This is a genomic window from Polyangium spumosum, from assembly GCF_009649845.1.
Lineage (GTDB): Bacteria > Myxococcota_A > Polyangia > Polyangiales > Polyangiaceae > Polyangium > Polyangium spumosum.
This window is the reverse complement of the sequence record NZ_WJIE01000010.1, coordinates 174,390-192,946: the sequence shown is the minus strand read 5'-3', so window position 1 is coordinate 192,946 and position 18,557 is coordinate 174,390. Positions and strand designations below refer to the sequence as shown.

The 18,557-nt window shown below is 68.9% G+C and carries 14 protein-coding genes; 7 read left to right on the top strand and 7 right to left on the bottom strand.

All coding sequences use genetic code 11. The annotated features are described in order from the left end of the window. Positions 1-18: 18 nt before the first annotated feature. Entirely contained in the window at positions 19-1,572 is a 1,554-nt protein-coding gene (locus GF068_RS30175; RefSeq protein WP_170319751.1) for a vWA domain-containing protein, read from the top strand. A 9-nt stretch (positions 1,573-1,581) separates the two neighbouring features. Here GF068_RS30175 and GF068_RS30170 read toward each other — a convergent pair whose 3' ends face one another. Beyond that, a complete protein-coding gene (locus GF068_RS30170; RefSeq protein ID WP_153822953.1) occupies positions 1,582-2,130 on the bottom strand; it encodes a hypothetical protein in 549 nt (182 codons plus the stop codon). 132 nt (positions 2,131-2,262) lie between these two features. On the opposite strand from GF068_RS30170, the gene GF068_RS30165 reads away from it, so the two are divergent. Continuing rightward, entirely contained in the window at positions 2,263-4,311 is a 2,049-nt protein-coding gene (locus GF068_RS30165; protein WP_153822952.1) for a serine hydrolase domain-containing protein, read from the top strand. 146 nt (positions 4,312-4,457) lie between these two features. On the opposite strand, the gene GF068_RS30160 is transcribed toward GF068_RS30165, so the two are convergent. The 3 genes from GF068_RS30160 to GF068_RS30150 all read right to left on the bottom strand — a co-directional run bounded on the left by GF068_RS30160 (position 4,458) and on the right by GF068_RS30150 (position 10,835). Continuing rightward, the gene (locus tag GF068_RS30160) at positions 4,458-9,437 is read right to left on the bottom strand and encodes an AAA family ATPase (RefSeq protein WP_153822951.1); all 4,980 of its coding nucleotides are present in this window, start codon (positions 9,435-9,437) and stop codon (positions 4,458-4,460) included. Between the two features lie 122 nt (positions 9,438-9,559). Next, positions 9,560-10,498, bottom strand: coding sequence for a DODA-type extradiol aromatic ring-opening family dioxygenase (locus tag GF068_RS30155; protein WP_240807596.1), 939 nt, complete (start codon positions 10,496-10,498; stop codon positions 9,560-9,562). 112 nt (positions 10,499-10,610) lie between these two features. Then, the gene (locus GF068_RS30150; RefSeq protein WP_153822950.1) at positions 10,611-10,835 is read right to left on the bottom strand and encodes a hypothetical protein; all 225 of its coding nucleotides are present in this window, start codon (positions 10,833-10,835) and stop codon (positions 10,611-10,613) included. Positions 10,836-11,148: 313 nt separating this feature from the next. On the opposite strand from GF068_RS30150, the gene GF068_RS30145 reads away from it, so the two are divergent. From GF068_RS30145 to GF068_RS30135, 3 genes are all read left to right on the top strand, one after another. Further along, entirely contained in the window at positions 11,149-11,589 is a 441-nt protein-coding gene (locus GF068_RS30145) for an acyl-CoA thioesterase (protein WP_153822949.1), read from the top strand. 92 nt (positions 11,590-11,681) lie between these two features. Continuing rightward, positions 11,682-13,271 carry an ABC transporter substrate-binding protein/permease gene (locus tag GF068_RS30140; protein ID WP_153822948.1) on the top strand — a complete coding sequence of 530 codons (1,590 nt, stop codon included), beginning with the start codon at positions 11,682-11,684 and terminating at the stop codon, positions 13,269-13,271. A gap of 11 nt (positions 13,272-13,282) precedes the next feature. Beyond that, positions 13,283-13,975, top strand: coding sequence for an amino acid ABC transporter ATP-binding protein (locus GF068_RS30135; protein ID WP_153822947.1), 693 nt, complete (start codon positions 13,283-13,285; stop codon positions 13,973-13,975). A 34-nt stretch (positions 13,976-14,009) separates the two neighbouring features. Here the strand turns inward: GF068_RS30135 and GF068_RS30130 are convergent, their stop codons facing one another. Further along, entirely contained in the window at positions 14,010-14,774 is a 765-nt protein-coding gene (locus GF068_RS30130) for an SDR family NAD(P)-dependent oxidoreductase (RefSeq protein WP_153822946.1), read from the bottom strand. A gap of 93 nt (positions 14,775-14,867) precedes the next feature. Beyond that, the gene (locus GF068_RS47435; RefSeq protein ID WP_153822945.1) at positions 14,868-15,008 is read right to left on the bottom strand and encodes an NAD-dependent epimerase/dehydratase family protein; all 141 of its coding nucleotides are present in this window, start codon (positions 15,006-15,008) and stop codon (positions 14,868-14,870) included. Between the two features lie 107 nt (positions 15,009-15,115). On the opposite strand from GF068_RS47435, the gene GF068_RS30120 reads away from it, so the two are divergent. Beyond that, the gene (locus tag GF068_RS30120) at positions 15,116-15,811 is read left to right on the top strand and encodes a LamB/YcsF family protein (protein ID WP_170319750.1); all 696 of its coding nucleotides are present in this window, start codon (positions 15,116-15,118) and stop codon (positions 15,809-15,811) included. 150 nt (positions 15,812-15,961) lie between these two features. Here the strand turns inward: GF068_RS30120 and GF068_RS30115 are convergent, their stop codons facing one another. Next, positions 15,962-16,330, bottom strand: coding sequence for a hypothetical protein (locus GF068_RS30115; protein ID WP_153822943.1), 369 nt, complete (start codon positions 16,328-16,330; stop codon positions 15,962-15,964). Between the two features lie 291 nt (positions 16,331-16,621). Here GF068_RS30115 and GF068_RS30110 point away from each other — a divergent pair, with 291 nt between their 5' ends. Beyond that, positions 16,622-18,529: a multicopper oxidase family protein gene (locus GF068_RS30110; protein WP_153822942.1), complete on the top strand. Its 1,908-nt coding sequence runs from the start codon at positions 16,622-16,624 to the stop codon at positions 18,527-18,529. Positions 18,530-18,557 lie beyond the last annotated feature (28 nt).

Sequence of the window (18,557 nt, the reverse complement as noted above, 5' to 3'; positions counted from 1 at the left end):
CCCGGCAAGGAGGTGTCCATGCAAATCATCTTGTTCCTCGCGACGCTCGTCCTCTTCGCGCAGCCTGCGCTCGCCGAACCTCGCGTCGACGTGACCTACCGCTACGAGCGCGCAGATACTGCACGCGTCGAATCCGAGACCCGCTTCGTCAATATCCCTCCGCTCGGGCCTCCCGGCCTCGTCGCCACCGATCCTGGCATCGAGAAGACGATTTTCCTGGCGCAGACGGCCCAGACCGTCGTGGATTTCCTCGGCCGATACGAAAAGGCCTGCCCGCGCCCCATCCATCTCCCCTGGGATCACATCACGACCGGCTGCGCCGCGCCCCGCAAGGCCGTCGCCTCCTCGTTGCAGAACGAGATACGGACCCTGAACACGCAAATCCTTCAAAACTCGCGCCTCCGCGCCGATCGCGACATCGCGGAGGTCATGGACCTCGTGCGCGCCCTCGCCGCGAACATGGAGCAGGCCCGGGATCCCGTCGGCGGATACACGCAACCCACGCGCCTGCGCACGTGGGGTGGTGGTGGGTTCTTCCTGGCGGCTGCGCCCGCGGGGGGGCTCGCCGTGACCGGCGGCGGGGCGCAGGGCTTCGGGTATTTCCGAAAGCTCGTGCGCGACCAGCACGTGCCCAAAGCCGAGGTGCTCACCATCGAGGGGTTCTTGCGCGAATTCTCCCTCCCCCTCACCCGCGCCGCGGATTGCCGCGCCCTCGTGTGCGTGAATCCCGCCGTGGCGGTGGATGCCGAGAAACGACGGCTTTACGTGCAGCTCGGCATGAGCTCCGCCATGACCGCCGCGCTCTTCGAGCGCGATCCGCTGAACCTCTCGGTCGTGCTCGACGTCAGCGGCTCGATGAGCGCCGACGACGGCACCGAGAAATCGCGGCTCGAATGGGCCAAGGACGCGCTCGTCCGGACGATCGAGGAGCTCGACGAGGAGGACGTCCTCTCCATCGTCCTCTTCGAAACGAACAGCGAGATCCTCGTCCGGCCCGCGCCCGTCGGCGACAAGGAGGCGCTCATCACGAAGGTGCGGGCGCTCCAGACGCGTGGCTCGACGAACCTCGAGGCCGGCCTGCGCGACGGGTTCACGCTCGTGCGGGAGAACGTGGACCGCCTGCCCGGCTACGAGCACCGCGTGATCCTCATCTCGGACGCGGGCCTCAACACGGGCGTGACGGACACCACCTCGCTCGAGCGGCTCGTGCAGGAGCAGGCGCGTCGCCGCGTCGGCCTGACCGCGCTCGGCGTCGGCGAGAATTTCCATCAATCGGTGATCCACGCGATCTCGAGCAGCCGCGGCGGCAATTACCTGTTCGTGCAGTCGGGCGAGGACATGCTCCGGTACTTCCAGGCGTTCGATTACCTGGTGACGCCCGTGGCCTACGATTTCAACGTCGGCGTGGTCGTGCAGGGGATCGGCGCGGAGCTCGTGCGCGCCTACGGCGTCACGACGGAGGGCGGCGCGCAGCCGGCGCGGGCGCTGATCGATCTGAAGACGCTGTTCTTCACGGAGGCCGGCGGCGCCATCCTGCTCGAATACGAGCTGCCCCGGGCCCACCACGAGTGAGCGGGGCGCTCACTTGAACCCGACGTGCGTGATGTACCTGTACGGCACCGGCGAGATGAAGGTCAACTCCACCCCGCCGCGCGGCGTGATGGCGATGAGCTCGGATTGCCCGATGTTCACGTGGTCGAGGTACACCCTCCAGCCGTTGACGAGCCCCGGGATCTTCGCCGCGATGCGGAACCGCGCGGCGGCCTCCTGGATCGAATACTCGTACATCAGGCCGCCCATCCTGTATTGATGGCCGGCGTAGGTCTCGTCCGCGTTGAGCGCGGTCGAGATGTACCCGGCCTTGTTGAACATCACGTGGGCCTGGAGGTTGATGGGCTTCTCCATGATCTTCAGGAACTCGTTGCGCCCCCCTCGCAACAGATCCGCCTCGGTCGTGCCCGGGCAGTTGCAGCCGAGTCTTCGCGCGGTCTTGTTCCCGCACGCGACGTAACCGTCGAACCCACCGGCGTGCTTCTCCAGCATGAACTTCGGAGCGAAGCCGCCATGATCCCGGACCGTCGCGTCGTCGCGGGTATCTCCCCTGAAGCTGTACATCGCCCTCTGTGCCATCTTCATCTCTCCTGGTGAGCTCGACTCGACAGGCGCATGATCCGCTCGTTCGGGCTACGAAGCAAGCACGGTCTCGGCGAGCGTCCCCAGGTCGGATTTGCCCCGGGACCAAGCGCGTGTAGATTGCGCGCCATGCGCTCGTTCCTGCCACTCGCCCTCGTCACCGTCGCCGCTTGTTCATCCTCGCCGCAGCCGGCTCCGACCGCATCGCCGGCGCCCACCGGCTCGCCCGCCGCGACCGCCGCGCCCACCACGTCCCCCGCCCCCTCGCCGGCCGCGCTCGCGAGCGAAAAACTCGCCGCCGATACGCCGAAGACCACCGCCGCAGGCAACACGTTCATCGCGCCCTCCGGCTGGACGATGACGGTGCGGGGCCAGGCGACGATCCTGGAGGCGCCCGAGGCGGGCAACCACATTGTGCTCGTCGACGTGAAGGCCAAGGACGCGGACGCCGCCCTCGCGCTCGCGTGGGCGGCTTATGGTCAGGAGCCGAAATGGCCGCTCAAGACGACGCTCGACGCGCCCGACAAGGACGGCTGGACCCGCATTCGTTTCTACGACTACCAGACGTCGCCGAACGAGAAGCGCGACGTCGGGGTCAATGTCCGGTTCGCGAACGACATGTGGACCGTGATCATCTACGACATGGCGCAGGCCGTCGGCGAGAAACGCGCCTCGCAGACCGGGCTGATCTACGGCCGCCTCTTGCCCAAGGGGCGCGAGCGCGAGTCGTTCGCGGGCAAGACGGCGAACCCGCTCGATCAGGCGCGTATCGCGGAGCTCGGCAAGTTCGTCGAGGCGGCGCAGCAGAAGCTCGGCGTGCCCGGCGTCTCGATCGGCCTCGTCCAGGGCGGCAAGGTGGTCTTCGCGGGCGGCTTCGGCGTGCGGGAGCTCGGCAAGAAGACGCCCGTCGACGCGGACACGAAATACATCATCGCGTCGAACACGAAGGCATTGACGACGCTCATGCTCGCCAAGCTCGTCGACGAGAAGAAGCTCGGCTGGGAGACGACGGCGACGAGCCTCTTGCCTTCGTTCAAGCTCGGGGACGCGGACACGACGAGCCGGGTGCTCGTGAAGCATTTGATCTGCGCGTGCACGGGGCTGCCGCGGCAGGACCTCGAATGGCTCTTCCAGTGGAGAGGCGTGACGCCCGAGGGCGCGATGACGACGCTCGGGACGATGCAACCGACGAGCAAGTTCGGCGAGCTCTTCCAGTATTCGAACCCGCTCGCCGCCGCGGCGGGCTTCATCGGCGGGCACGTCGTGTTCCCGAAGCTCGACCTCGGCCGGGCGTATGACGAGGCGATGCGCACGCTGGTCTTCGAGCCGCTCGGCATGAAGTCGGCGACCTTCGATTTCAAGCGCGGGCAGACGGGCAACTACGCGGTCGCGCACGCGCCGGACGTCGACGGCAAGCCGGCGAAGGCGGTGGGCGTGGTGAACGAGGCCGTGATCCCGGTGCGCCCGGCGGGCGGCGCCTGGAGCACGGTGAACGACGTGCTCAGATACGTCCAGATGGAGCTCGCCGAGGGCAAGCTGCCGGACGGCAAGCAATACATCTCGAAGGAGCCGCTGCTCGCGCGCCGCGCGCCGCAGGTCGCGCTGAACCGGGACGCGAGTTACGGCATGGGCCTGATGGTCGACAAGAAATGGGGCGTGACCGTGGTGCACCACGGCGGCGACATGATCGGCTTTCACAGCGACATGATGTGGCTGCCCGAGCACGGCGTCGGCGCGGTGGTGCTGACGAACGGCGACCCCGGCTGGCTCATCCGCACCATCTTCCAGCGCAAGCTGCTCGAGGTGCTCTTCAATGGCCGCCCCGAGGCCGACGCGGAGATCACGACGATGGGCAAGATGTTCTTCGACCAGCTCGCGGCCGACCGCAAGCTGCTCACCATCCCCGCCGACGCCGCCGAATCCGCGAAGCTCGCGGCCCATTACACGAACGCGGCGCTCGGCGACGTGAAGGTTTCGCGGGCAGGCGGAGCGACGACGTTCGATTTCGGTGAATGGAAGGGCGAGGTCGCGTCGCGGAAGAACCCGGACGGCTCGATCTCGTTCCTCACGATCACGCCGGGGATGACGGGCCTGGAGTTCGTGGTGGGCAGCGGCGAGAAGAAGCGGACGCTGACGATCCGCGACGCGCAGCACGAATACGTGTTCGACGAGAAGTGAGCCCCCGAGGAGGGGCGCGTCCTCAGAGGGTGTTCCACAGGCGTCGCGAGCGGCGCGAGGCTAGGGAGGGCGAGCGAGGCGTACTTTGTACGCTGAGCGAGTCCGACCGACGCATCGCGCCGCGCAGCAGCCTGTGGAATACCCTCTCAGCGCGCCCCCCTCCCCCGCGGGTTCTCCCGCGCGAGGCGCGCGGCGTGCGCGACGCCTCGTTTCAGGCTCCCGAACGTGAGGATGTCGCCGAGGTCGATCCCCAGCTCGATGAGCGTCTGGGCGACCTCCTTTCGCACGCCCGTGAGCCACGCCTGCATGCCGAGCAGGCGCAGCGCGGAGGCCGCGCGGATCAGCGCGGACGCGGCCTCGTCGTCGACCGTCTTCATCCCCGTGATGTCCATGATCACCACCTTTGCCCCGCTCGTGGACGCCCCGACGAGCACCGTATCCATCACCCGCTCCGCGCGCCGCGCGTCCATCGCGCCGACGAGCGGCATCACCAGGATGTCGTCCGTGATGGGGATGAGCGGCGTGGAGAGCTCGGCGAGGAGATCGGTCTGCACGCGGATGATCTCCTCCTGAAGAGCCGCGCGCTCGTGCTCGGCGCGGGCTCGCTCCTCGAGCTCCTCCGTGAGCCGCGTATTGACCTCGCGCAGATCCTGGGTCCGCTTTGCGACGTCGGCCTCCAGCCGCTCGTTCGATCGCCGGAGCGCGTCGCTCGTCTCCTGAAGGCGCCCGAAGAGGAGCGCATTTTCCAGCGCCGTCGCGGCCTGCCCGCAGAGCAGCTCCAGAAACTCGATCCGTTCGGCGCCGAAGGCGTCACGGGCGAGGCCGTTCTCGAGATGAAGCAAGCCCACGAGGCGGCGCCGATGCACGAGCGGGACACAAAGAATCGAGAGGAGCCCGCGGCCGGGCGAGGATCTTTCCTTCGTGAAGCGCGGATCGGCCGCCGCGTCGCCCACCACCACGACCTCCCGGGTGCGCGCCGCATACCGGAGCACGGAGACGGGCCAATCGGCGCTCTCCTCCATCGGGCCGCCGTCGCGGATTGTGACGACGTCCGGGCTGACCGCGATCGTCGCCTCGATCCGGAGCACGCCGCCCCTGTCGAGGAGCAGACATCCCCGCGAGGCGCCCGCATTGTGGAGCACGATCCGCATGAGCTGCTCGATCACCTTCGGCAGCTCTGTCTCCCCGGCGAGGGCCTGCCCGAGGCGCAGGACGGTGGCGGTGTCGACGACGCCGCTCATCCCACGGGCCCCCGAGCCACTCGCGGCGGTCGAGGATTGCAACGTCGCAGGCGATTGCAGGGGACCGGCGGGGACGATCTGTGGATACGCCTCCGCCAGGCGCTCGGCCTTCTGCGCCGCGCCCCATCGAACGTAGGCCGCGTGCGCCGCGCGCAGGTACACCGGCGCGAGGTGTCGCCTGCCGCGCGCGAGGAGGGCCTTGCCGGCGAGCTCGTTCGCGAGGGCCTCGTATTGCGTGAAGCCACCTTCCCGCGCGGACACGATCGCCCGATCGTAGAGGTCGTCGGCCTCGAGGTGGCGCCCGGCGACGCGCGCCGCCTCCGCGCGCAGGAGGCAATGCTTGTGCTCGTAGTTCTCGGGGCCGTGCTCGGCCCACCGCGCGAGTTTGTCGAGGCTCTCGTCGATCCGCTGCTGCTCCCGGCGAGCGGCCTCCGGATCCGCGGCGGGGCCCCGCGCGAGCAGGGCGAGCGCCTCGTGCAGATGAAAGGTGACCTCGATGGGCAAGGTCATCACGCAGCCGAGGATCTCTCGCGCGCGTTCGGCGGAGGCCAGCGCCTCGTCGTGGCGCCCGGCCATGTAATGCAGGACGAGCACCATGATGTGATAAAACGCGACGCCGGGGCCGAAGCCCGCGCGCCCGAGGGCCGCGAGGCAATCCTCGCCGCGAAACTGCTCGTCGTCGAGGGGCCTCTCCGGGTGCGCGTGCCGCTCGAGGCTCTTCACGAACTGCTGCACCGTCCGGATCCCCAGCAAGATAGGCTCGTTCCGGCTCTGCCTCGCGAACGCCGCGAAGCGCTCGCAAGTCCGGAGGACGTCGGCGGGTGATTCACCACGCTCCACGGAGAGCCACGTGATCGCGTGGGAGATGAAGCCCGCGTGGACGAAGTCCCCGACGGCGAGGCAGGCCTCGAACGCGCGTTCGATGACGGGGAAACACGCGCGGTAATGCTTGCGCCAGAACTGGATGTGATTGCCGTGCACGTGGAGCAGGCGGCCCCTCGTCGCGGCGTCGCCGAAGCGCTCGTTCACCGCCAGCGCGAGCTCGGAGATCGCGACGGCCGTCGGGATCTGGCCAAACGCCACGAGGAGGATGGCGTAGCAGCTATACGAGAAGCAGGACTCGGGGGAGTTGCCGTGGCGAAGCGAATAGGAGACGGCCCGCATGGCGCTGAGCGGGAACACCGCGGGCCTGCCGATGTACGAGCAGGACAGGAGCTCGTTCAGGATGCCCATCAGCGCGTTGTGCTCGGGATCGGCCATCACGGGCGCTTCGACGAGCGACTCGATGGGCCTGTCTCCGAGGAGCGCCTGGATCCCTTCCATTTCGCGCCTCGTCGCCGCCTGGACGGCCTCGTCGGTCTCGGGCGACTCGACGCCGAACCGCCGCAATGCCCGGAAGCCGAGATCGACGGCCTCGGCGTACCTCCCCGCGACCTGGTAGAGCCGGAGCTCCATGGCGAACACGTTCGCGAGATCGACCCTGGATCGCGCCCGCTCCGCGAGACGCTCGAAGAGCGCCTCGGCCTGCTCGAAGCGGCCGCAGAGGTAATCACACTCGGCGAGCTCCTGGTGCAGCGCGAAGGTGAGCGGGTAGAGGTCTGCCCAGGCCGACTCCGGGAGGAGGGTCGTGCCGACGCGGAAATGGTGCGCCGCTGCGTCGTACGCATTCGATGCCTTCGCCTTCCGGCCCGAAAGGAGGTTCCGCTCGGCGAGCTCGATCCTCTCGGCGGGATCCGTCATCAGCGCCTCGCCGCGATTGAGGTGCTCGACGATCTCGAAGAGGGCCTCGTCACGCGCCTCCGTACCTGCGAGGAGGAGCCGGCCGATACGCAGGTGCGTCGCGGCCCGGTCCGCGTCCTCGATCAGCGCGTACGCGGCCTGCTGCACGCGGTCGTGCAGGAATCGGTACACGCCGCCTCGCTCGCCCGGCGCCACGAGCCCCTCCCGCGCCGCGGGGAGGAGCGCGCCTTCGACCTGATCTAACGTCGACGCGTCGATGGTCGCGAGGGTTTGCAGCGTGAACTCGTGCCCGATACACGAGGCGAGCAGGAGGACGCGCCGCGTCTCCGGAGCCAGGATCGTGATGTTCTTGACGATCAGATCGACCACGTTGTCGGTGACCTCGCGCGCCTCGATGGCCGCGATGTCCCAGCACCAGGCGCTCGCTTCGGCGTCGAACCGGAGGAGCTGCCCTTCGTGTAATGCGTGGAGGAACTGGCCCACGAAGAACGGGTTTCCCTGCGTCTTCGCGTGGATCGCCCGGGCCAGGGGGGCCACGCGGGCGGCGTCCACCACGAGCGCGTCGGCGAGCCAATCGCCGAGCTCCGCGGCGCCGAGCGGGACGAGGCCGATCTCGCTCACCACGACGCCTTCCTTCCGCAGCGCGGCGAGGGTCGCCGTCAGCGGATGCGCCGCGTCGACCTCGTTGTCGCGGTACGCGCCGAGGATCACGAGGCCGGGGCAATCCCGACCCACGAGCAAGACCTCGAGGAGCTTGAGGGAGCCCGCGTCGGCCCATTGCAGATCGTCGAGGAACAGGACGAGCGGCCGCGTCGCGCTCGCGAACACCTGCACGAAGCTCTTCAGCGCGAGGTTCATGCGGTTCTGCGATTCGGTCGGCCCGACGGCCGGGAGCGGGTGCTGCTCGCCGAGCAGGCGTCTGGCCTCGGGGACGAGCTCCACGATCACCTGCCCATTGCCGCCGAGCGCGTGCGAGAGGCGCGCCCGATGGTCCTCGAGCTCGGCCGCGCTCTCGCCGAGGAGCTGCTGCAAGAGCTCACGAAAGGCGTGAATCAGGGGGCCGTACGGGACGCTGCGGCTCAGGAGATCGAACTTCCCGGCGATGAAGCGCGCCTCGTCCCGCGCGAGGCCCCGGCGGAGCTCGTGGACGAGCGCCGATTTGCCGACGCCGGACGGGCCCGCGACGAGGACGAGCTCCGCGGCCCCTCGGCGCAGCCGCTCGAATGCGTCGCGGAGCGTCCGCCCCTCCCCCGCTCGACCATAAAGACGATCCGGGAGGCGCAGGACGCCGGCCGCGTCGTGCCGCCCGAGCGTGAGCTCGGACGTGGTGCCCGTGGCCTCGATCTGCCGGAGGCACGCGTCGAGGTCGAGCTCGACGCCCCGGGCCGTCTGGTATCGATCCTCGGGCGCCTTGGCGAGCAGCTTCATGACGAGCGCCGAGACCAGGTCGGGGATACGCCCGTCGACCTCCCGCGGCGCGGCGGGGACGCGGGCGATGTGGCTAAACACGAGCTCGACGGCGTCGGTGGTCGAAAACGGCAGGGCCGCGGTGAGCATCTGGTACAGCGTGACGCCGAAGGAGTAGAGATCGGCGCGGTGGTCGACGGGCCGGTTCATGCGGCCGGTCTGTTCGGGCGCGATGTACGCGAGGGTCCCCTCGATCGCGTCCGGCGCGACGCGCTCGGGTTTCGCCGACATCCGCCTGGCCAGACCGAAGTCGATGAGGTGGACGCTGCCCGTCTCCGGTCGATAAAGGATGTTCTGTGGCTTCACGTCCCCGTGGACGATCCCGAGCCGGTGGACACCCCCGAGAATGCCCGCGATGCTCCGGGCGATCGTCAGCGCCGCCGGCACGTCGAGGCGCCGCGCGCGGAGGAGCGCGGCGAGCGTCTCACCCGGGAGGGCCTCCAACACCAGCGCGACGCCCCGCTCGGAGGGCTCGAGGGCCAGGGCCTTCACGACGCCGGGCGCGTCGATGGCTTTCAGGATCGCATACTCGTGCCGGAGACGGTCGATGTCCCGCGGGGCGACGTCGCCGCGAGGGAGCTTGATGACGACCTGGTTCTGACCGTCATCCCTCTCTCCACGATAGATGACAGTATTCGATCCTTCGTGAATGGGGGGCCCGACGATCCGGTAGACCATAACGTATCAGCAAAACACGGCTTCCCGGCGGATGCCAAGCGTGATCGTGTTTTGCGCGCATCCGTGCCCTCCGGCACGGGCGCGCATGACAATGGTTCCGTATCGACGAAATGGCCGCCTTCTCACCCGAAGTGATAGGCCGACAAACGTATCCCCCAGGCCGAACCATTGTAGGCCGTCGTCCCCCGGTCGGCCCCTGCTGCGCCGGCCACCACCATCAGCGGGAGCAGGTGCTCCTCCCTTGGATGCGAGAGCCGCGCGGCGGGCGCGTTTGCCCACGCGATGAGCCGCTCGTCCCGCGCCTTTGCTTCGAGCGTCATCGTCTCGCGAAGCCACGCGTCGAACGTCTCCGCGATCGGACGCGCATTCGGATCCCGAAAGCCGCGCATGTTGTGGTACGTCATCCCGCTGCCGACGATGAAGACCCCCTCGTCCCGGAGCGGCGCGAGCGCGCGGCCCATCGCGAGGTGCGTTGACGGGTCGAGGCCGAGCTTCAACGAGAGCTGGATCGTCTTCACGTCCGCGTCCGGGTACGTGAGCATGAGCGGGACGAACGTGCCGTGATCGAAGCCCCGCTTCGGGTCCGCCGCCGTCGGGAAGCCCGCCGCGCCGAGCAGCTCGCGCACGCGCGCCGCGAGCTCCGGGGCCCCGGGCGCTGGCCATTGAATCGTGTACGACTCCCGCGGGAAGCCGTGATAATCGTAATACATCGGCGGCCGCTCGGCCGTCATGACCGTCGGCACCGGCTCCTCCCAGTGCGCCGAGATCACGAGCAAGGCTCGGGGGGGCGCCTTCGGGAGCTCCCGGATCGAGCGCAGGTACCCCGCGAGCTCCGCGTGCTCCGCGGGGCGCATCCCCACATCGACGAACGGCCACGGCCCGCCGCCGTGCGGCAAGAACACCACGGGCAAGCGCCCCGGGACCGGATCCTCGGGGCGCCCGCGCTCCGATGGATCGGCGGCGCCGCCGAGGGCGGCCGGAATCGCCGCGATCGTGGCTGCTCCGGCGAGGCCCGCGACCATCGCCTGGCGGCGCGTGAGGCCCTCTTCTCGTTCGCTCATGACTCTCTCTCCTCGCGTGGGACTCGACGAAGACGCCTCCCAAGGATGCGCGTTTTCCGTCGTTCGTGAAAGCCCACGCGGGAGAGACACACTGTTCTGCCCGCAGCGACAATCAGCCGGCAGGACCCTCCGTGACGATCTCGGCCCCGAGCCAGCCAAGCGCGGTCGTGAGGGACGTCGTCCGGTGGCGCTCCCGATGCCATGAGAACAAAAGGACGAGGACCTTCGCGGGGACCTCACCGGTCCCGTCGGCTGCGCGTACGAGCGAGCGCACCCGCTCGACCTCGTCCTCCGGACAACGAACGGTCAAACCATCGATCTGAACGATCACGTGCAATGTCCCACTCCGAACCCATGCAAATACGAGCGCGACGAGCGACGAGCCCCTCCCAGCCGCTTCGCGCGGCGGGCACCGGTGACGCCGGGGGGGAAAGAGGGTGCGCCGATCATTGGAGCTCCTACGTTCTAGCGGCGGGGCGGGCCGAAATTCAAGGACAAAGCGCGCGACGCACAGGTTTTTCCGCGGGATCGATCCGCGCGGAGGCGCCGGGCCTCACGGCGATGGAGATCCCGGCGCGCCAATGTGCCGCAGAGAACCTCCCGGCGCCGAGCCGGCTCGCATCCGCGCCCGTTTCGTGTATGAGTTCGCCATGAGCGAAACGGCCTCGCGCGACGGTTACCCGCATTTCCTGGTCATTCCCACGCGGTGGATGGACAACGACATCTACGGCCACGTCAACAACGTCGTGTATTACTCGTATTTCGACACCGTCATCAATCGCTGGCTCATCGGCGAAGGCGGGCTCGACATCGAGCGCGGCGACGTGATCGGCGTGGCGGCGGAGTCGCATTGTCGGTACCTGCGCGGGGTGTCGTTCCCGACGGACATCGACGCGGGGCTCCGCGTGGGCAAGCTCGGCCGCTCCAGCGTGCGGTACGAGATCGGCCTCTTCCCGCGCGGCGAGGCCCTCGTGGCCGCGGAGGGATATTTCGTCCACGTCTTCGTGGATCGCGCCACGCGCAAGCCCACGCCGATCCCGGATCGGATCCGCGCGGCGCTCGAGCGGCTCGTCGTGCCCTCCTCGGTGTGAGACCGGCCAAAGGTCTTGCGTTCGTCCGGCCCGTCCCGCATCCTTCGCGCTCGTTCGGGATCCTTCCCGGTAGGAGGTGCTCGAAGAAAAAGATGCACAAGCGTCGCCTCGTGGTCGCGCTTCTTCTCTTGCTCCCGCTCCTCGCGCTCGTAGCCCCGACGAGGGCGCTCGCCGAGGAGCCCACGACGGATCCCGCGCCGGCGAGGAGCGCCGTCGCCGAGGCCCGCGCGCGCGGCGAGCTGCGATGGGGCAACGATTCGCAAGGAGGCGCGCCGTACGTCTTCCAGGATCCGATGGATCCGAACCACCTCATCGGCTTCGAGGTGGACTTCGCCGCCGCGCTCGCGAAGAAGCTCGGCGTGCGCGCGAGGCCCGTGCAGGGGCCGTGGGACGGGCTGCTCGCGCTGCTCGCGCGTGGCGATTTCGACGTGGTCATCAACGGGATCGAGGTCGCCGAGGAGAAGAAGCGCATCGCGGAGCTCTCCCGCCCCTATTACGTCGCCCCCATGCGCCTCACGGTGCGCAAGGGCGACGCCGCCGCGCCGCGCACGCTCGAAGCCCTGCGCGCGCGAAAGGTCGGCACCTTGCCCGGCTCCCTCGCCGCGCGTCTGTCCGAGCGCGCGGGCGCCGAGGTGAAGACGTACGACGGCGGGCAAAACGACATCTACGACGACCTCCGGATCGGGCGCACCGACGCGGTGCTGCTCGACGATCCCATCACGCTCTACTACGGGGCGATCGATCCCGAACTCGAGGTCGTCGACGGCTCGTTCGGCGAAGTCTCGTACGCCGTGGGCGTGCCGAAGGGAGACGAGGAGACGCGGGCCGCGGTGAACGGAGCGATCGAGGAGCTCGCGAAGGACGGCACGCTCGCCACGCTCTACGCGCGCTGGGGCCTGTGGAACGAGCCAACGGAGAAGCTCCTCGGCGGACCGAAGCCTCCCTCCACGACCGTCGCCGAGGCGCACGACGCGTGGCGCGCCGCCGTGGGCAAACCCCTGCCCTTCTGGTCACGCGTGACGGAGCGTTACCCGCAGACGCTCGGCCTCTTCGCGCGTGGCGCGGCCCTCTCGCTCGTGGTCTCGATCCTCGCGATGGCCGTGGCCGTCACGCTCGGCATGGTCCTCGCGCTCTCGCGGGTCTACGGGCCGAAGCCGCTGCGATGGCTCGCCGTGGGGTACATCGAGCTCTTCCGCGGCACGCCGCTGCTCGTGCAGCTCACGATGGTGTACTTCGGCCTGCCCGAGCTCGGCGTGACGCTCTCGCCCTTCGTCGCGGGCGTGATCGCGCTCGGGCTGAACTACGCGGCGGCCGAGGCGGAGAACTACCGGGCCGGGCTCGGCAGCGTGCCGGCGGGGCAGATGGATGCGGCGCGGACGCTCGGGCTCTCGAAGCTCGAGGCGCTCCGGCACGTGGCGCTGCCGCAGGCGATCCGCGTGGCGCTGCCGCCGACGACGAACGATTTCATCGCGCTGCTGAAGGACAGCTCGCTCATCTCGGTCGTCACGTTGACCGAGCTCACGAAGACGTACACGAGCCTCGCGAGCGCCATGCGAGATCACCTCGGCCTCGGGCTCGTGGTGGCGCTCTTTTACCTCGGCTTGAGCCTCCCGTTCGCGCGCCTGTCGCGCAGCGTGGAGGAGCGGCTCGGATCCAAGGTCCGGCGCCCGGCTTCCGCTTGAAGGAGGGAACGATGTCGATCTGCGTCACCGATCTGGTCAAGCGACACCCCGGCGCCGCGGCGCCGGCGCTCGCGGGGCTCTGCATGGAGGTGCCGACGGGCAAGATCGCCAGCGTCCTCGGCCGCAGCGGCGCGGGGAAAACCACGCTGCTGCGGTGTTTGTCGGGGCTCGATCCCTTCGACGGCGGGACGATCGAGGTCTCGGGCGTGACCTTCGGCGCGGGCGCGAAGCACGGCTCCTTCGGCGGGAAGATCGGGCTCGTCTTCCAGACGTTCGAGCTCTTCCCGCACCTCTCGGTGCTCGACAACTGCACGCTCGCGCCGCGCGTCGTGCGGGGCGAGGCGCGCTCGCGCGCGGAGGCGCGGGTGAAGGATCTGCTCCGGGAGCTCGGCATCGAGGACAAGGCGAAGGCCTACCCCGAGGCGCTCTCGGGCGGGCAGAAGCAACGCGTGGCGATCGCCCGCGCCCTCGCGATGGAGCCTTCGGTCTTGCTGTACGACGAGCCGACGAGCGCGCTGGATCCGGCGCTGAAACACGAGGTCGGCCGGACGCTGCGCCGCGTGGCCGGCACGGGCGTCACGCAGATCGTGGTGACGCACGATCTGCCCGTCGCGCGCGAGTCCTCGGATCTCGTCTTCGTGCTCGACAGGGGGCGCGTCGCGGCCTTCGGCCCGCCGGAAGAGGTGATCGCCGAGGCCGCGTGACCATTCTCGTCCCCTGCCCGGGGCGTGAAAACCATCAGAACGCGCCGAACGCCCCGTCGGCCGCGAACGTCGCGCCGCTGCAGAACGAGGACTCGTCGCTCCCGAGGAAAAGCACGAGATCCGCGATCTCCTCGTTCGTGCCATAACGACCCATCGGGATGAAGCTCGTGAACTTGTCCCGCACGGCGTCCGGCGCGTCCGGGGCCGCCATTCGCTCGATCGAGCGCATCATGCGGTTGTCGATCGGGGCCGGGTGAATCGAGTTCACGCGCACGCCCTGGGGCGCGAGCTCGAGCGCCGCCGTGCGCATGAGCCCGGTCACCGCGTGCTTGCTCATCGCATAGACGCTGAGCCCGGCCATCCCCGTGATCCCGAGGATCGACGAGTTGACGATGATGCTGCCCTTGCCCTGCTTCACCATCGGGGGAGCGCTGTGCTTCAACGTGAAGAACGTCCCGCGCACGTTGACGCGATAGACCTCGTCGAGCTCCTCCGCCGTGACGTCCGTGAGCGGCTTGACCACGCCCTCGACGCCGGCATTGGCGAACACGACGTCGATCCGCCCGAATGCTTCCAGGCACGACGCGACCGCGCGCGCCACGTCCGCCTCCTCGGTCACGTCGCCCGTCGCGTAGGCGACCGAGGCGCCGTACTGCGCCACGGCGTCGCGCAGCGGCGCTTCCTGGCGAGCGAACGCGAATACACGCGCGCCTTCTCGCACGAACCTCTCCATCGTTGCCCTGCCAATCCCGCCCGTCGCGCCCGTGACGAGCGCGACCTTGCCCTCTACCCGACCCATGGGGACGATCTCCTTCGTTGCGAATCCACCCACCCCGACCTCGAAAAACCGCGCTGCGAGCGGTACCACGCAATCGCATCCCGCGACGTTTCGTCAAGCGGGCGGACGCCCTCTTCGGCGTGTGGCCGCGGTGACGTGGTAACCGTGCGTGAGCAGCTCGCGCACCATCGCCTGTCCGATGTGCCCTGTCGCGCCGAGGACGAGGGCACGGGCGCGGGCGCCGCTCGGATGCATGTGCCGCGGAAACCACGCCGGGCCGGCGGCGTCAAGCGCGCGCTCGCGTGGCGGCGCGTGATGAGACTATCCAGGCGGCGGCGCCCTGCGTTACGATGGTCGTCCTCATGCGCGCGGTCAGCCTCAACATCCCCGTGGGCCATCGGCCGGACGAACCACGGGAGCTCTACAAGTTCGCCACGATGGCGAGCATCACCTGCGGGGGCCCCGGCGTCGACGAGCGTTCGATCAAGCGCGCGATCCAGCAGGCGAAGGAGTCGTGGGCGAAGATCGTCGCGCTGGTCTCGTTCCCTGCGCACGGCGGGCCGATCCCTCCGAACGTGGAGCCGGAGGACGTGCGGAACGTCGTGCGTGATCAGTGCACGGCGATGCTCCGTGTGGCCGAGTGGCAAGGCGCGCGGATCTTCGCGGTGAAGGCGACGGATCCGCTGCTCGCCGCGGGGACGGCGAACCGGCAGATCGCCGACGCGATCCTGGACGGCGCGTTCGAGGGGCTCTCGATGGACGTGCCCTTCATCGGCCCGTTCGAGGGGCCGATGCTCGACTACGTGCGCACGGGCGGCCTGGACTATCTGCGGGAGGCGTACGCGGATCGGGGCTACCGCGCGGACGTGACGTTGATCCCGGAGGGCGAGCCGGGCGCGCAGGTCGCGAGCGCGGCGGAGGCGGCGGAGAACGCGCTCAAGCTGGCGAGGACGAGCCGGTTCGACGTGATCGGGGTGCGCGGCGAAGGTCCGCTCGCGGTGGAGATCGCGGGGACGGTGCGCACGGCGCTGGAGAGTCAGGGGTTGCTCTCGCGGTAGGTCGGTTCGCGAGCTGCAGCGGTCGCTTCGCGAGGTACAGCGGTCGTGTCGCGACCTGCAGCGGTTGGGTCACGACCGACAGCGGTCGCGTCGCGGTGAACAGTCGCCCGCTCCCGTCGGACAGCGGTGGCGCCGCGAGGTGCCGCGCGCTTACTGCGAGCATTGTGGAGCGATGAAGGCGGCGGTTTTCCAGGAATAAGAGACCCCGCGACTGACGAAGGTGCCGCGCCAGTTGTTCCCGTCTGCGATCCCGGTGTACTGCTGGTTGCCTCGCGTGAACGTGATGGACTCGCCATTGCAAGCCCCGATCACCCCGCCTTCCGTCCGGCCGGAGTCACGTTGCAGGAAGCCCCCCTGGATATCGGTGCTGCCGGCGGCCCGAACGAGGACGAGGTCGAAAAGGTGGTTGTTGGCATCCAGTCGCCAGATTCCAGTGCAGGGCGCGGCGGCGGACGCGGTGGCGGAGAGCGCGAGCATGGACAGCGCCGCGCTGAGCACGAGAGAAAATTTGATATTCATACGAGAACCTCCTGTCAAATGGACGCCATCGTGGGGCCATCGGTGGATCGAAATGTACGCTCTCGTGTCGCGATCGGTAGCTGGGCGCGGAGGGAGGAGCGCTCGAGGCGCCGGCACGGTGGGCCCGATTTTCCATCAAGGGGTAAAACGAGAGGGCCGCGCCCGCTCCGCCTCGATGTCCAGATCCCGTCCAACCACGGCCCAGCTTTGGCCAACCAAGCGGCGCGTGGCCCCTGTACACTCGTCCTCGTTCGCCCCGGAGACAGGGATCTCCGGGGGGTGGAGGGAATGATGAGGTACGGGATCCTTGTATTGCTGGGCGCGGCGCTCGCCGGTTGCTCGGACGGAGCCGAGGCGCCGGCGGGGCCGCCGGAGGTGTTCGAGAATCCGCGGGAGTCCATTCCGAACGCAGAGGGGGTCCACGAGCTCCGCCTCGCGCCGAGCGAGGTCACGATCGGCGGGAAGCGGTATTGCCTGCGGACCTACAATGGATCGATCCCGGGGCCGACGATCCGCGTGCCGGCGGGCAGCGATCGCAAGGTGCGGGTCGATCTGCACAACGATTTCGAGCGGTCCGATTATCGCCTGGTGGCGGGGGCGGCGAACACGTCGGCGGTCACGTGCCACGATTTCAACCTGACGAACCTGCACGCGCACGGCTTGCACGTCCAGCCCAACTACGCGACGCCCGTCGCGGGGGATCCCTGCGAGGGGAACGGCTGCGGGCCGGATACGCGATATCACGGCGACGACGTGCTCCACGAGGTCCCGCCCGGCGAGATGGCGCAATATCGCTTCGACCTCGACGAGGACGGGCACCACCACGCGGGCTTCAACTGGTATCACCCGCATATCCACGGCTCGACGGCGGTCCAGGTGACGAACGGCGCCGCGGGCGCGCTGATCATCGAGGGTGATCTCGACGAGGTCCCCGGCGTCGCCCTCGCAAAGGAGCGCATCCTGGTGCTCGGGGGCGTGCCCATCGGCGTGGAGACGACGCGGCCGCTCGCGGACGGCGAGGCGTGCACCGAGGATACGCTCTCGGCGAACGATTTCGAGGGCGCGGAGAGCGAGTCGAAGCCGACGCTCGTGAATGGAAAGCTCCGGCCGCACATCAAGACCTCGCCGAACCAGGTCGAGCGCCTCCGGATCGTGCACGCCGGCACCCCGAACGAGCTCGGGATGAAGATCCACCCCTCGGACGACCCGACGTGCGGCACGTTCGACGTGCTCCGCCCGATGGAGATCACGCAGATCGCGCGCGACGGCCTCACGCTGCCGCAGTTTTACGTGAGCGACACGATGTGGGTCTCGCCGGGGTATCGCATCGAGGCGCTCGTGAAGATGCCGGCCGAGAAGACGACGTTATGCCTCGTGGGGCGGCGCCCGGCCGATCCGCTCGGGAGCGTCGTGGCGATCTTCGACGTGGATCCCGAAAATGGCGAGCCCACGGAGACGAACATGCCGGCAGAGTCGGCCCTCGCGGCGATCGCGCCCCCCACGACGTGGGTGGGCAAGGTCGACGGGCAAATGCAGGAGGTGAGCTGCGAGTCGGTGGAGAAGATCCATCAAAAGGTGGCGCTGCTCGTCCCCACGCCGGGAGAAGAACCCGATCCGATGAAGCCGTCCGAGCTCGGCTCGTGCAACCCGGGCGACCACATGCACGGCGTCGATCCCGACGCGCCCACGTGTATTTGCCCCGCGCCGAACATAAGCTGCCGCCGCTTCGACGATCGGCGCGCCTGGGGGTACCGCAGCGACCGGGTGATGGAGGTGGACACGACCGAAAAATGGGAGATCCGCGCGTTCGACGGGCACCCGTTCCACATTCACATCAACCCGTACCTCGTCTGCGCGAACGATTCGAACAAGGAGCCGAACTTCCCGCACTGGCGTGACACGTTCTGGGTGCAGGCGGAGGACGGGCCGCGGCAGATCCTGACGAACTTCCGCAAGTTCTCGGGCCAGTTCGTGCTGCATTGCCACAAGCTGAACCACGAGGACATGGGCATGATGGAGCTCGTCGAGATCTGCCCCGCGGGAGACACCTCCTGCCTCTGCCAGGGCACGGACGCCGAGGGCAATTGCATCAGCCAGGCCGGGTGCAAGGCCGAGGATCTGCAGTGCCAGTTCGCGAAGGAGGCCACGGACGCCTTCCCGCTCCCGCCGGCGCCGAACCCCGCGCTCTGCGGGCCGTAATCAAGCGTTCCCTACCCTTCCCGCTCGT

Coding starts and splice junctions, on each gene's coding strand:
- GF068_RS30115 (WP_153822943.1), bottom strand. CDS start 16,330: ATGAATATCAAATTTTCTCTCGTGCTCAGCGCGGCGCTGTCCATGCTC.
- GF068_RS30160 (WP_153822951.1), bottom strand. CDS start 9,437: ATGGTCTACCGGATCGTCGGGCCCCCCATTCACGAAGGATCGAATACT.
- GF068_RS30175 (WP_170319751.1), top strand. CDS start 19: ATGCAAATCATCTTGTTCCTCGCGACGCTCGTCCTCTTCGCGCAGCCT.
- GF068_RS30135 (WP_153822947.1), top strand. CDS start 13,283: ATGTCGATCTGCGTCACCGATCTGGTCAAGCGACACCCCGGCGCCGCG.
- GF068_RS30120 (WP_170319750.1), top strand. CDS start 15,116: ATGCGCGCGGTCAGCCTCAACATCCCCGTGGGCCATCGGCCGGACGAA.
- GF068_RS30145 (WP_153822949.1), top strand. CDS start 11,149: ATGAGCGAAACGGCCTCGCGCGACGGTTACCCGCATTTCCTGGTCATT.
- GF068_RS30170 (WP_153822953.1), bottom strand. CDS start 2,130: ATGGCACAGAGGGCGATGTACAGCTTCAGGGGAGATACCCGCGACGAC.
- GF068_RS30155 (WP_240807596.1), bottom strand. CDS start 10,498: ATGAGCGAACGAGAAGAGGGCCTCACGCGCCGCCAGGCGATGGTCGCG.
- GF068_RS47435 (WP_153822945.1), bottom strand. CDS start 15,008: ATGCATCCGAGCGGCGCCCGCGCCCGTGCCCTCGTCCTCGGCGCGACA.
- GF068_RS30165 (WP_153822952.1), top strand. CDS start 2,263: ATGCGCTCGTTCCTGCCACTCGCCCTCGTCACCGTCGCCGCTTGTTCA.
- GF068_RS30130 (WP_153822946.1), bottom strand. CDS start 14,774: ATGGGTCGGGTAGAGGGCAAGGTCGCGCTCGTCACGGGCGCGACGGGC.
- GF068_RS30140 (WP_153822948.1), top strand. CDS start 11,682: ATGCACAAGCGTCGCCTCGTGGTCGCGCTTCTTCTCTTGCTCCCGCTC.
- GF068_RS30110 (WP_153822942.1), top strand. CDS start 16,622: ATGAGGTACGGGATCCTTGTATTGCTGGGCGCGGCGCTCGCCGGTTGC.